We start from the raw sequence: 12727 nt of genomic DNA, 5'->3' as shown, positions 1-12727 counted from the left end.
CTGTGACAGCAGACGCAACGCCTGCCTTACCGTAGGAGCGAGCTTGCTCGCGAGAAAACCACAGGCGCCGCTGGGTATCAGGTTTTACGTGTCATCGTTCACGTCTTTCGTGAGCAGGCTCGCTCCTACAAGGGCTTCCTGGGTCTTGGTCAATTCGATTTCCAGCGACTTGTTGATCTGCGACTGCTCGTCGATGTTCTGTTTCAGCGCCTGACTTTCCAGTAACGCAACGCGCAGGCGTTCCTGGAGGAGGGTGCGTTCGCCATCGACTCGGGTGGCTTGTTCCAGCAGCTGATCCTGACGGCTGTTGCTCTGCTTGAGCTGTTCTTGCATCAAGCTCAACTCGCGCAGCGTGCCACGGTTTTCGGTCAGCAAACGCTCGTTATCGCGGTGCAGTTGGGTGACTTCATCCTGGCGCACCAAGGCGCTCTGTTGCGCCTGACGCAACTCCATCTGCAACTGCTGCACCTGACCTTCATGGCGACTGTGTTCCTGCTCGCGCTGCTCCTTGACGGCGTTGCGGTAGTGCTCCAGTGCATCGCGGGCATGCAGGTGTTTCTCTTCCAGCGAGCGGATCTGCTCGTCCTTGTCTTGCAAGCGTAATTCGAAATCGGCCAGTGCCTGATTCAGCCCGGCGTTACGGGTTTGTTCGGTTTGCAGACTGGCGCGGGTTTCGTGCAGTGCCTCCGATTCCTGGGTCAGCGCCAGGCTCTGAATCTCGTACTGCTGGTGCAATTCGGTGTTGGCTTCCTCGGCTTGCGCCAACTGCGTTTCCAGTGTTTTGCGCTGCTGCTCGAACTGTTCGCGGGCTTGATCGATCGGCTCTTGCGCCTGTTCCTTCAAGCGTTGCGCCAGTCGTGATACCAGCGCCATCAGTTCGTCATCGATAGGTTCTGCGGGTTCTGCTTCAGCACGCGGAGTGCTGTCATCCAACTCTTTCAGGTAACGATGAATCGTGGTTTTCGAGCCGGTATTGCCCATTTCGATGCGTACTGCATCGATGGTCGGGTTTTCGCCGCGGGCGAGGATTGCCATTCGTGCAGCTTGAACCACTGCTTTGTTTACACCGCCACGGGCCATGATTACTCCTACGATTTCGTGATGTGGTACGTATTACGCGAATACACATTGTACCATTCAAATTAAAAAGATAAATACGACACCGTATTAACACGGGATATACTGGTATTACCCCGTGTGAAACGCCAAAAAACCACTTTTACGGGTAAAAGCAGTACGCATTCGAGAGTTGGACCCATGACAGAGCTGGATCGTTACCTGCAAGCCGCGACGCGCGACAACACCCGTCGCAGCTATCGCGCGGCCATCGAGCATTTCGAAGTGACGTGGGGTGGTTTCCTACCGGCGACCAGTGACAGCGTCGCGCGCTATCTGGTCGCGCACGCGGGCGTGCTGTCGATCAACACCTTGAAGCTGCGCTTGTCCGCGTTGGCGCAATGGCACAACAGCCAGGGTTTTGCCGATCCGACCAAGGCGCCGGTCGTGCGCAAGGTATTCAAGGGTATTCGTGCGCTGCATCCGGCTCAGGAGAAGCAGGCGCATCCGTTGCAGCTTCAACAGCTGGAGCAAGTCATTGCCTGGCTGGAACAGGAAGCGCAAACCGCCAGGGCTCAAGGCGATCGGCCCGGTTTGCTTAGAGCGAAGCGTGACACTGCGCTGATTCTGCTGGGCTTCTGGCGCGGTTTTCGTAGTGACGAGCTCTGTCGATTGCAGGTCGACCATGTGCAAGCCCACGCCGGTTCCGGCATCACCTTGTACCTGCCGCGCAGCAAGAGCGATCGCGAAAACCTCGGCAAGACTTACCAGACGCCGGCCTTGCAGCGCTTGTGCCCGGTGCAGGCCTACATCGACTGGATCTGCGAAGCTGCATTGGTACGCGGGCCGGTTTTTCGCGGCATCGATCGCTGGGGGCATCTGAGTGAAGAGGGACTGCACGCCAACAGCGTGATTCCACTGTTGCGTCAGGCGCTCGGGCGCGCGGGGATTGCTGCCGAGCACTACACCAGCCATTCCTTGCGTCGCGGATTTGCCTCGTGGGCGCATCAGGCTGGCTGGGATTTGAAATCGTTGATGAGCTATGTGGGCTGGAAGGACATGAAGTCCGCCATGCGCTACATAGAAGCCAGTCCTTTTCTGGGCATGACGCACCTCGCCGAAACTTGACGCGACTTGTAGCAGCTGGCGAAGCCTGCGTTCGGCTGCGAAGCAGTCGTAGAGTCATCCGGCGCGGTTTTGCCTGACACAGCGCGAGTTCTGGTCTCACGACTGCTGCGCAGCCGAACGCAGGCTTCGCCAGCTGCTACAAAAATCCTAGATACCATTTTCTTCTATTAATACAGTTGGCTAATAGCGAAAGCCAATCAGCAGCATGAGGTTTGCCAATGAGCTATCGAGCGTTTGGATAGGTAAAGTTCTTTCCATCAACTTCTTAACCCCTGACGGAGAGTCAACGATGCCTATCATCAACAGCCAAGTAAAACCGTTCAAAGCTGACGCATTCAAAAACGGCGACTTCGTAAAAGTCTCGGACGCTGACCTGAAAGGCAAGTGGTCTGTCGTTTTCTTCTACCCAGCAGACTTCACCTTCGTATGCCCAACCGAGCTGGAAGACCTGGCTGACAACTACGACGCATTCCAGAAGCTGGGCGTCGAGATCTACAGCGTTTCCACCGACACTCACTTTGCCCACGCTGCATGGCACAACACTTCGCCAGCCATCGGCAAGATCCAGTACACCATGATCGGCGACCCAACTCACGCCATCTCCCGCAACTTCGACGTGCTGATCGAAGAAGCGGGTCTGGCTGACCGTGGCACCTTCGTGATCAACCCTGAAGGCCAGATCAAAATCGTTGAACTGAACGATGGCGGTGTAGGTCGTGACGCTTCCGAGCTGCTGCGCAAAATCAAGGCTGCTCAATACGTCGCTGCTCACCCAGGCCAGGTTTGCCCAGCCAAGTGGAAAGAAGGCGAGGCCACTCTGGCTCCGTCCCTGGACCTGGTCGGCAAGATCTAAGTCTGTGACGCGCTTCATCAGGGCGGACTTCCGCACCTTCTAAGCAAGCTGCACCGCCCAATAAAAACGCCCGGGCGAGATTCGCTCGGGCGTTTTTTTGTCTCAAAAATTCAAGGAAATCGCCCGTATGTTGGACACCAATCTTAAAGCCCAGTTGAAATCGTACCTGGAACGGGTCACCCAGCCGATCGAGATCGTTGCTTCTCTCGACGACGGTGCGAAATCCCAGGAAATGCTTGAACTGCTGAAAGACGTTGCCAGTCTTTCCAGCCAAATTACCTTGATCGACAACGGTGACGATGCACGCAAGCCGTCGTTCTCGATCAATCGCCCGGGTGCCGATATCAGCCTGCGTTTCGCCGGCATCCCGATGGGCCACGAATTCACGTCCTTGGTGCTGGCCCTGCTGCAAGTCGGCGGCCACCCTTCGAAGGCCAGTGTCGAAGTCATTGAACAGATCCGTTCGCTCAAAGGCGAATTCAACTTCGAGACTTACTTCTCGCTGTCCTGCCAGAACTGCCCGGACGTGGTCCAGGCGTTGAACCTGATGGCGGTGCTGAACCCGAACGTTCGCCACGTCGCTATCGACGGCGCGCTGTTCCAGGCCGAAGTCGATGAGCGTCAGGTCATGGCGGTGCCGAGCATCTACCTTAACGGCGTAAACTTCGGCCAGGGTCGCATGGGCCTGGAAGAAATCCTCGCCAAGCTCGACACCAGTGGTATCGAACGCCAAGCCGAGAAGATCAGCGCCAAAGAAGCCTTTGACGTGCTGGTGGTCGGCGGTGGCCCGGCAGGTGCAGCGGCGGCAATCTATGCCGCTCGTAAAGGTATTCGTACCGGTGTCGCGGCGGAGCGTTTTGGTGGCCAGGTACTGGATACCATGGCGATCGAAAACTTCATTTCGGTTCAGGAAACCGAAGGGCCGAAACTGGCCAGCGCCCTCGAAGAGCACGTCAAGCAGTACGACGTCGACATCATGAATCTGCAGCGTGCCACTGCGCTGATTCCGGCGAAGAATCCTGGTGACTTGCACGAAGTCCGCTTCGAAAGCGGCGCCACCCTGAAAACCAAGGCGCTGATCCTCGCCACCGGCGCACGCTGGCGCGAAATGGGTGTGCCGGGCGAGCAGGAATACAAAGCCAAAGGCGTATGTTTCTGCCCGCACTGTGACGGTCCGCTGTTCAAGGGCAAGCGTGTAGCGGTTATCGGCGGCGGTAACTCTGGCGTTGAAGCGGCAATCGATCTGGCGGGCATCGTCAGCCACGTCACGCTGCTGGAGTTCGACAGCAAGCTGCGCGCCGATGCGGTGCTGCAACGCAAACTGTTCAGCCTGCCGAACGTCGATGTCATCACCAGCGCACTGACCAGTGAAGTGAAGGGTGATGGCCAGAAGGTCAACGGTCTGGTCTACAAGGATCGCGATTCAGGTCAGTTCAACACGATCAACCTCGAAGGCATCTTTGTGCAGATCGGTTTGCTGCCGAACACCGACTGGCTCAAGGGCACCGTCGAGTTGTCACCGCGCGGCGAGATCATCGTCGATGCGCGTGGCGAGACATCGCTGCCGGGCGTGTTTGCCGCTGGCGACGTGACCACCGTGCCGTACAAGCAGATCGTGATTGCGGTGGGCGAGGGCGCAAAGGCTTCCCTCAGTGCGTTCGACCACCTGATCCGGACGTCAGCCCCGGCGTAAACCGGGACGCTGAAAGCACAAAACCCCATGAGTGATCATGGGGTTTTTTTGTAGTTCAAAAGATCGCAGCCTGCGGCAGCTCCTACACCAATCTATGTAGGAGCTGCCGCAGGCTGCGATCTTTTGATTTTGTTTTACAGCGGCGCTGGCTGAATGATTTCAACCCAGTAGGCATCCGGGTCCTTGATGAACGCCAGGCTCTTCATGCGGCCATCGGTCAAGCGCTTCTGGAAGTCGCAACCCAGTGCCTCAAAACGCTCGCACGCAGCAACAATGTCCGGCACCGAAATGCAAATGTGACCGAAGCCACGCGGGTCGGTGTTGCCGTTGTGGTAGGCGAAGTCCGGGTCGTTCTCGGTGCCATGGTTGTGGGTCAGTTCGAGAATGCCGGGGATCGATTTCATCCACTCGGTACGCGCGGCGGCGTCGGCCGGGATCTGGGCCTTGTCGACCAGTGCGAGGAAGTACAGGCTGAATTCGGCTTCCGGGAAGTCGCGCTTTTCCACCAGCGAGAAACCCAGGATGCGCGTGTAGAAGTCCAGGGACTTGGTGATGTCCTTGACCCGCAGCATGGTGTGGTTGAAGACGAATTTCTGGGTGGCGGTATCAGGTTGTGCGGTAACGCCGGGGAAGGTGTTCAATTCTTGCAGGCTCATGGGCCCTCCGGAAAATAAGTGGGGCTGACGAATGGCGACAATGATACGCAAGGGTTGGGACATCACCAAACCCAAAGCGTCGGCTATTGCCTGACGGCCGGTCGAGGCTCAGACTTCACGGCTCATATCGTGAGTGTTCATTGAATGATTCGGTTCGGTAAATCGCTGTTCATCCTGCTCGGTGCGCTGTTTGTGGTTGCCGGCGCGCATGCCGAAGCGCCGGTCATGACCTGGCCCGCTGGCTGGCAGGTCGAAGAGATCGAAGGTGATGCGGCCTCTAACGTGTCTCGCCAACGTGCGGTGAAAAACGATCAGGGTGGTACGCCGGTCATGGTGATGGAGCTGACCATGACGCAGGTGGAAAGCGGCCACCAGGTGAACCTGGAAGGCGTTTTACTGGAGATGCGCAAGTCGGTGCAGAAAGACTTCTTTCAGGGCGGTTATCAAAGTGTCTGCAACCGGATTCATCCGACTACCTTAAGCCGTTTATCGGCGCTGGAAACCACCTGCACCATCACGCAAAACGGTCTTCATGTGCTTTCTCAAACATTGGTCGCCGCAGTGGATGCCGATAAAGCCTACGTACTTTCCTACGCGGGGCAGGCGGAGGCTTATAAGGCGAGTCAGGAAGAAATAGAGACAGCTCGTAACGCCTTGAAACTTTAATCGAAGACTTTAGTGACTGCAGGCTTTACGCCGTTTCTGAAATTTTTAGATACCTGAACGGATTAAGCACAAAGTTAATCGGCAAGTAGCGAGTTGATCGGCCAATATCGTTGCATTTAGATGGTATTCATGAAAAAGCCCTGCATCGGCAGGGCTTTTTTTCACAGCGCGAATGCTTAGCCACGCAGCCAGGAATCAACGGTAGCGGCACCGTATTGTTCCTTCCAGGCTTTCAGGCCGCGATGGTTGCCGCCCTTGGTTTCAATCAGTTCACCGGTGTGCGGGTTCTGATAAACCTTGACCACGCGAGCGCGGCGGGTTTTCGGCGCTGCGGCCTGTTGCAGGCCGGATTTTGCCGGGTTCGGATCGAGAATGGCGATAATGTCGCGCAAGCTCTTGCCGTAAGTTTTCATCAGCCCCTGGAGCTTTTCTTCGAATTCGATTTCTTTCTTGAGCCCGGCATCGTTCTTCAGGGATTCAAGCTGCTTGAGCTGTTCTTGAAGGGCCTTTTCAGCTGCACGAAATTCAGCGAGTCTGGACAATATCTTTACTCCAATAGTGTGTTTGGCTGATACCAACCGCAAACAAAGCTATAAGCCAAGAGCCTTGAAGCGACTCGGTGATAAATGGCTCACCTGCCAGATTTCTGCAGGCATGAAAAATTGTAGTAGTTAATTGGCCAAGAGTAAATCATGTCTTTTTCTTCATGTAACGAGAGTAGTGTTTTGATTCAAATTGGTGCGGTAAATCGTTGTCTCGTCGCTTAAAGCTGCTAGTTAATGGTCACTTAATGCACTAATGAACTCCGCGCCAGGCATCGGTCGGCCGAACAGATAGCCTTGCTGGAAGTTAACGTGGAGGGCGGTCAGGTAATCACTTTGCGCCTGGGTTTCCACACCTTCTGCAACCATTGCCAGATTGAGCTTGGTCGCAAGTTCGATGATGCTGTCCAGAATGTGGCTCGACAGTGTGTCGATGCCGATCATGGCGACGAAACTCTGATCGATTTTCAGAAAGTCGACATTGAACTGGCGCAAATAGCCCAGGCTGGAATGACCAGTGCCAAAGTCGTCGATGGCGATCTTCACGCCAAGGCCGTGAAGCTGCTCGAACAGTTGATGAGTGATGGCCGTGGGTTCGATCAGTTCGCGTTCGGTAAGCTCAAGCACCAAGTGAATTGAGCCCGGAGCGAAAGCCGTGAGGAACTCACGACAGTCCTCGACCAGTTCCAGGTTCTGGCAGTGGCTGGCAGTGATGTTGATGCCGATATGAAACGGCTCTTTGAACGACGTCGACAGTGGCCCGAGCAAGGTTGCAGTCTGTTGCATCAGTGAGCGGGTCATCGGCACGATCAACCCGGAATATTCGGCAAATGGAATGAACAAGTCAGGCGGCACCAGGCCTTCTTTCGGGTGATTCCAGCGCATCAATACTTCGATGCCTGAGATTTGTTTACTGTCGCCATGCACAACGGCCTGGAAGTACGGAACGAACTCCGCAGCGTCCAGCGCCCGCTTCATTTCATGAGTCGGTGATGATGAGCGCTTCTGCAGAACATGCCCGATAAGGCCCGACACAACACCGAAAAAGATCAGCAGACTGAACAGTGGCGGATACTGACTGCTCATGTAGCGCCAGGTTTCGCCTTCGGGGAAACCGGCTGCCACGCTGAACTCATAACGAGATGACGTCAGCATGCTTTGCGCGACGGGAAAGTCGGGCAGGGCGCCGTCGTGAAAGCGGCCGTCGGCAGTCAACCAGTTGGGGCCTACTTGCAGCACCAGTATCGTCTGACGGCCGATCAAGCGCAGCACGTTACTCAAGTGATAGCCGTCCAGCGTGCTCATCGCGCCGCGTTTACCGTCGCTGAGTCGATACACCAGCAATGCCGTGTCAGGCGTGACCGGGTTGCCCTTCATCAATAACAAGCGGCCACCGCTGTAATCCCCGGACGAGATCTTTTCGTGATAATCGCCAAACAGAGAGCTGCAATAAATGGTGTCGTCCCACACCAGATTGGTCGAACGCACGAATGGGCGCCGGGTAACTTGTTCGCGCAGGGCGAGGTTGACGTCGAGACAACTTTGTCCGGCCAGCGGCAGCAACTCGCGTGCAGCCTGGGCCGTGTTGTCGAGCATCAATTCGAATTGGCGAATGGCTTCTTCAGCGGTTTGTTGGGCGCTTTGTTGCAGTGCTCGCTCAGCCTGCATATAGAGGATGCCAAAACCCAATACTACCGGGAGCAGTCCACTGGCGAGGGTGATCGCAATCTTGGTGCTGCGTTTGCGGCTCTTGGCGTTTAGTGGCATTCGCGAAACCTGTGATGATGAATTAGGGCTCTCAAATGCTGGCGGGGCGCAACGCCTCCCAAGAAGAGTTCAGGTAGGAGCCATGATAGTTGGCGCTTGGCAAATATTCCGCTCATGGGTAGTTCAGAGACTGGGCAAGTTGGATGAAGGCAAATGCGGCAGGTGAGGCCTGGCGTTGATCGAGAACGGCCAGGCCGACTTGTCGTGTCACCACTGGCGACAGCGGTTTTTTTACATAACGGTTATCACTGTGTTCGGGAAGCGACCCTTCGGCGACCACGGTCAGAGCATCACCACGGCCCACCGTATCCAGCGTACTGAGCAGTTGCGAGCAGCGAAAACGGATGTTGGGTGTCAGTCTGGCGGCATTGAACAGGCGTGAAACCAGTTCTGATGAACCCGCTTCGGTCAGCACAAAAGGGTCGTTGCACAAGTCCTTCAAGCTCACGCTGTCGCGAGCCGCCAATGGGTGATCGACTGGCAGCAGCGCGACCATCTGGTCTTCCATCAGCGTCACTGTGTCGAAGCGTTCGTCGGGCAGCACCACAAAACCGATATCGATGCGTCGTTCTTCCAGCCACTGGATCACCTGGCGGTCCGGCCCTTCATCTATGTGCACTTCGATGCCCGGATGGGCCGCGCGGTAATGCTGCAGAATCAGCGGCAGCAGTTTGATCGACGACGTCGGCCCGAACGAGCCGATACGCAAAGTGCCGCGCTTCATGCCACGGGCATCTGCCGCTTCCTGGCGCAAAGTGTTGGCCAACCCCAGCATGGCCCGCGCGCGCAGCAGAAGCTGCTGGCCGATGTCGCTCAGTTCAACCTGCGATTGATGGCGGCGCAGCAACTCGACACCCAATTCTCGCTCCAGCGATTTCAAGGCATGGGAAATCGCGGACTGACTGACCCCCAAGCGATTGGCAGCCGCCGTGAAGCCTTGGAGTTCGGCGACGAGGGAGAAGATCTCCAATTGAGTGAGGGTCATGAGTGTTTACTCATTTTACGATGACTGGTTATTAGTTGAATGATACGTCATCCAAGCGATCTTCAGTTCGGAAGACTTATGACCACGTGTGAGCAGAGCCTGACCCAATCCTCCGATGTGCCGGTTTATCTCAAACTGGCGGCGGTGACCATGATCTGGGGCGGTACGTTTGTTGCGGGGCGGTTTTTGGCCGACAGCCTCAGTCCGTTGTTTGCCGCCAGCCTGCGTTTCCTGCTGGCCAGCGCGGCGTTGCTGCTGTTTCTACAGTTGACCCGCGTGCCGCTGGCGCGGCCCAGCCCGAGGCAATGGCTGCAACTGGCGCTGTTGGGGTTTTTCGGAATCTTATTTTACAACATCTGTTTCTTTTATGGCCTGCACTACATCAACGCTTCGCGGGCGTCGTTGATCGTGGCGCTCAATCCCGCCGTGATCGGCCTGGCGTCGTGGTGGTTGTTCAAGGAGCGATTGAGTCGGGCCAAAGTCGTCGGTATCGCCATCTGCATTGCGGGGGCTAGTCTGGTGATCGTCAGCCGTAACCCGCAGTTGTTGGCCGGCAATGCCGACGCCTGGATTGGCGACCTGCTCATTCTCGGCTGTGTGCTCGGCTGGGGCGTTTATTCGTTGTGTTCCAGGGAACTGAATCACAGCCTCGGGCCGGTGCAGACCGTTACGTATTCGATTTTGCTGGGAACGCTGATGCTGTGGCTGACCAGTGCCGTGCGCGGGGAACTGAGTTTTACCGCGCTCATGAGCCTCGGCCCGCTGCAGTGGCTGAGCCTGATGTACCTTGGCGTGTTGGGCTCGGCGCTGGCCTACATCGGCTACTACGACGGCATCCGCAAAATCGGTGCGACGCGCTCGGGTGTGTTTATTGCCCTGAACCCGCTGACCGCGGTGATCCTCGGCGCGCTGCTACTGGGCGAACAACTGACGCTGGCGATGTATCTGGGGGGAGGGCTGATTCTGCTCGGGATCTTCCTCTGCAACAAACCCCTTGCACGCGGGTGAAAAAGGGGGATTTTATACAGAGGGCGGACAAACTGATTTACGCTGTGTAGAATCAGGTTACGCATACAAGAATAATCGTCTTCTGGCAGCAGAAGCCTCGCCCGCAATAGCCTTGGGTCGACAATGAAGATATTTGGGTTTCAATTGATCTACGGTGATTTCCTTGCACGCAGCGTGCGGGGCATCTCCTGCGCGCCACCCGCCGGTCTCAGCATTGCTAGCAACTAACTTTTGTTAATTCTAAAAAGCATGATGAGGCGCCAACCATGGCAGATTTATACGAAAACCCAATGGGCCTGATGGGCTTTGAGTTCATCGAATTCGCATCGCCGACCCCGAACACCCTGGAGCCGATCTTCCAGATCATGGGCTTCACCAAGGTCGCGACCCACCGTTCCAAAGACGTGCACCTGTATCGCCAGGGCGCGATCAACCTGATCCTCAACAACGAACCCAACAGCGTCGCTTCGTATTTCGCGGCCGAGCATGGCCCGTCGGTATGCGGCATGGCGTTCCGCGTCAAGGATTCGCAAAAAGCCTACAAGCGCGCCCTGGAACTCGGCGCCCAGCCGATCCACATTGAAACCGGCCCGATGGAACTGCACCTGCCGGCGATCAAAGGCATCGGCGGTGCGCCGCTGTATCTGATCGACCGTTTTGGTGAAGGCAGCTCGATCTACGACATCGACTTCGTGTACCTCGAAGGCGTCGACCGCAACCCGGTCGGTGCCGGCCTGAAAATCATCGACCACCTGACCCACAACGTGTATCGCGGTCGCATGGCTTACTGGGCCAACTTCTACGAGAAGCTGTTCAACTTCCGCGAAATCCGCTACTTCGACATCAAGGGCGAATACACCGGCCTGACCTCCAAGGCCATGACCGCACCGGACGGCATGATCCGTATCCCGTTGAACGAAGAATCGTCCAAGGGCGCCGGGCAGATCGAAGAGTTCCTGATGCAGTTCAACGGCGAAGGCATTCAGCACGTAGCGTTCCTGGCTGATGACCTGATCAAGACCTGGGATCACCTGAAAAGCATCGGCATGCGCTTCATGACTGCGCCGCCGGACACCTACTACGAAATGCTCGAAGGTCGCTTGCCAAACCACGGCGAGCCAGTCGGCGAACTGCAAGCGCGTGGCATTCTGCTGGACGGTTCGTCCGAATCGGGCGACAAGCGTCTGCTGTTGCAGATCTTCTCGGAAACCCTGATGGGCCCGGTGTTCTTCGAGTTCATCCAGCGCAAGGGTGATGATGGTTTCGGCGAAGGTAACTTCAAGGCGCTGTTCGAATCGATCGAGCGTGATCAGGTGCGTCGTGGCGTGTTGTCCACTGACTAATCTGGCGAAAAAAACCGGTCTTTGACCGGTTTTTTTGTAGATCAAAAGATCGCAGCCTTCGGCAACTCCTACACAATCCCTGTAGGAGCTGCCGAAGGCTGCGATCTTTTGTTTTTAAGGCCTGCGCTGTCGCATCAGATGCTTGAACCCTTCAAACACCAGCACCAGCACCGCCATCCAGATCGGGATGTACGTCAGCCATTCAGTCGGCTTGATGCTTTCCCCCAGCAACAGCGCCACACCCAGCAACAGCACCGGCTCCACATAGCTCAACAAGCCAAACAGGCTGAACGGCAGCAAGCGACTGGCGATGATGTACACCACCAGCGCCGAGGCACTGATCAGACCGAGCAACGGAATCAGCCAGGACAGCGCCGGGTACTGATCGAATACACCGAAGCCTTGCTCCCCACCGTGCACGAACCAGTAGGCGATCGGCAGCATCAGGGTCATGTCCAGCCACAGCCCGCCGAGGTTGTCGGTCTTCAGCCATTTACGCAGCACGAAGTACAGCGGATAACCGATAACCACCACCAGCGTGGCCCAGGAAAAACCGCCGACCTGATACAACTCATTGATCACGCCAAGACTGGCGAAAAACACCGCGACTTTTTGCAGGTAGGACAGGCGTTCGCCGTAAGCAATGCGCCCGGTCAGCACCATGGCCAGCGGCAACAGGAAATAGCCGAGCGACACATCGAGGCTGTAGCCGTTGAGCGGCGCCCACATGAACAGCCAGAGTTGCACGCCCAGCAAGGCCGACGAGAGCAATAAACCTGCGATCAATTTGGGTTGCGCAGCGATCCGGCGCAGCAGGTCGAGCACACGCCGCCATTCCCCGGACACCAGCATGAACACGGTCATGCATGGCACCGTCAGCAGCATGCGCCAGCCAAAAATTTCCACGCCGCTCAAAGGGGTGAGCAGCGAGGTGTAGTAATACATGACGGCAAACAGCACCGAGGCTGAAACCGATAGAGCGATACCTTTAGACAAACTGTCCTCGCGTGATTTTGAGTGAGTGTGAAAC

The 12727-nt window shown here is 56.5% G+C and carries 12 protein-coding genes; 6 read left to right on the top strand and 6 right to left on the bottom strand.

Annotated features, from left to right (window positions below; all coding sequences use genetic code 11):
* Positions 1-84: 84 nt before the first annotated feature.
* Positions 85-1080, bottom strand: coding sequence for a DNA-binding protein (locus tag ACM110_RS06355; protein WP_416127088.1), 996 nt, complete (start codon positions 1078-1080; stop codon positions 85-87).
* A gap of 177 nt (positions 1081-1257) precedes the next feature.
* Here ACM110_RS06355 and ACM110_RS06350 point away from each other — a divergent pair, with 177 nt between their 5' ends.
* The 3 genes from ACM110_RS06350 (at position 1258) to ahpF (ending at position 4730) form a co-directional block, all read left to right on the top strand.
* Positions 1258-2184, top strand: coding sequence for a site-specific integrase (locus ACM110_RS06350; RefSeq protein ID WP_416127087.1), 927 nt, complete (start codon positions 1258-1260; stop codon positions 2182-2184).
* A gap of 289 nt (positions 2185-2473) precedes the next feature.
* Positions 2474-3037 (top strand): alkyl hydroperoxide reductase subunit C, encoded by a 564-nt coding sequence (gene ahpC / locus ACM110_RS06345; protein ID WP_007975937.1) that lies wholly within the window; start codon positions 2474-2476, stop codon positions 3035-3037.
* A gap of 127 nt (positions 3038-3164) precedes the next feature.
* Positions 3165-4730: an alkyl hydroperoxide reductase subunit F gene (ahpF, locus tag ACM110_RS06340; protein WP_416127086.1), complete on the top strand. Its 1566-nt coding sequence runs from the start codon at positions 3165-3167 to the stop codon at positions 4728-4730.
* 134 nt (positions 4731-4864) lie between these two features.
* Here the strand turns inward: ahpF and gloA are convergent, their stop codons facing one another.
* Entirely contained in the window at positions 4865-5386 is a 522-nt protein-coding gene (gene gloA, locus ACM110_RS06335) for a lactoylglutathione lyase (RefSeq protein WP_416127085.1), read from the bottom strand.
* A 144-nt stretch (positions 5387-5530) separates the two neighbouring features.
* On the opposite strand from gloA, the gene ACM110_RS06330 reads away from it, so the two are divergent.
* The gene (locus tag ACM110_RS06330) at positions 5531-6052 is read left to right on the top strand and encodes a DUF4946 domain-containing protein (protein WP_416127084.1); all 522 of its coding nucleotides are present in this window, start codon (positions 5531-5533) and stop codon (positions 6050-6052) included.
* Positions 6053-6228: 176 nt separating this feature from the next.
* On the opposite strand, the gene ACM110_RS06325 is transcribed toward ACM110_RS06330, so the two are convergent.
* From ACM110_RS06325 to ACM110_RS06315, 3 genes are all read right to left on the bottom strand, one after another.
* On the bottom strand, positions 6229-6594 hold the full coding sequence (locus ACM110_RS06325) for a histone-like nucleoid-structuring protein, MvaT/MvaU family (RefSeq protein ID WP_008075430.1): 366 nt from the start codon (positions 6592-6594) through the stop codon (positions 6229-6231).
* Positions 6595-6828: 234 nt separating this feature from the next.
* Positions 6829-8361 carry an EAL domain-containing protein gene (locus tag ACM110_RS06320; RefSeq protein ID WP_416127083.1) on the bottom strand — a complete coding sequence of 511 codons (1533 nt, stop codon included), beginning with the start codon at positions 8359-8361 and terminating at the stop codon, positions 6829-6831.
* 112 nt (positions 8362-8473) lie between these two features.
* Positions 8474-9346, bottom strand: coding sequence for a LysR family transcriptional regulator (locus ACM110_RS06315; protein WP_416127082.1), 873 nt, complete (start codon positions 9344-9346; stop codon positions 8474-8476).
* 78 nt (positions 9347-9424) lie between these two features.
* On the opposite strand from ACM110_RS06315, the gene ACM110_RS06310 reads away from it, so the two are divergent.
* Positions 9425-10354 carry a DMT family transporter gene (locus ACM110_RS06310; protein WP_416127081.1) on the top strand — a complete coding sequence of 310 codons (930 nt, stop codon included), beginning with the start codon at positions 9425-9427 and terminating at the stop codon, positions 10352-10354.
* Between the two features lie 266 nt (positions 10355-10620).
* On the top strand, positions 10621-11697 hold the full coding sequence (hppD, locus tag ACM110_RS06305; protein WP_416127080.1) for a 4-hydroxyphenylpyruvate dioxygenase: 1077 nt from the start codon (positions 10621-10623) through the stop codon (positions 11695-11697).
* Between the two features lie 114 nt (positions 11698-11811).
* Here hppD and rarD read toward each other — a convergent pair whose 3' ends face one another.
* Entirely contained in the window at positions 11812-12693 is an 882-nt protein-coding gene (gene rarD / locus ACM110_RS06300; RefSeq protein WP_416127079.1) for an EamA family transporter RarD, read from the bottom strand.
* Positions 12694-12727: the final 34 nt, after the last annotated feature.

The sequence above is a fragment of the Pseudomonas sp. NFX98 genome, from assembly GCF_047784845.1.
Lineage (GTDB): Bacteria > Pseudomonadota > Gammaproteobacteria > Pseudomonadales > Pseudomonadaceae > Aquipseudomonas.
This window is presented reverse-complemented; position numbering and strand designations above follow the sequence as displayed.

What these genes read in the sequence shown, in the direction of transcription:
- ACM110_RS06355 (WP_416127088.1), bottom strand. Translation starts at nt 1,080, where the DNA reads ATGGCCCGTGGCGGTGTAAACAAAGCAGTGGTTCAAGCTGCACGAATG.
- ACM110_RS06350 (WP_416127087.1), top strand. Translation starts at nt 1,258, where the DNA reads ATGACAGAGCTGGATCGTTACCTGCAAGCCGCGACGCGCGACAACACC.
- ahpC (WP_007975937.1), top strand. Translation starts at nt 2,474, where the DNA reads ATGCCTATCATCAACAGCCAAGTAAAACCGTTCAAAGCTGACGCATTC.
- ahpF (WP_416127086.1), top strand. Translation starts at nt 3,165, where the DNA reads ATGTTGGACACCAATCTTAAAGCCCAGTTGAAATCGTACCTGGAACGG.
- gloA (WP_416127085.1), bottom strand. Translation starts at nt 5,386, where the DNA reads ATGAGCCTGCAAGAATTGAACACCTTCCCCGGCGTTACCGCACAACCT.
- ACM110_RS06330 (WP_416127084.1), top strand. Translation starts at nt 5,531, where the DNA reads ATGATTCGGTTCGGTAAATCGCTGTTCATCCTGCTCGGTGCGCTGTTT.
- ACM110_RS06320 (WP_416127083.1), bottom strand. Translation starts at nt 8,361, where the DNA reads ATGCCACTAAACGCCAAGAGCCGCAAACGCAGCACCAAGATTGCGATC.
- ACM110_RS06315 (WP_416127082.1), bottom strand. Translation starts at nt 9,346, where the DNA reads ATGACCCTCACTCAATTGGAGATCTTCTCCCTCGTCGCCGAACTCCAA.
- ACM110_RS06310 (WP_416127081.1), top strand. Translation starts at nt 9,425, where the DNA reads ATGACCACGTGTGAGCAGAGCCTGACCCAATCCTCCGATGTGCCGGTT.
- hppD (WP_416127080.1), top strand. Translation starts at nt 10,621, where the DNA reads ATGGCAGATTTATACGAAAACCCAATGGGCCTGATGGGCTTTGAGTTC.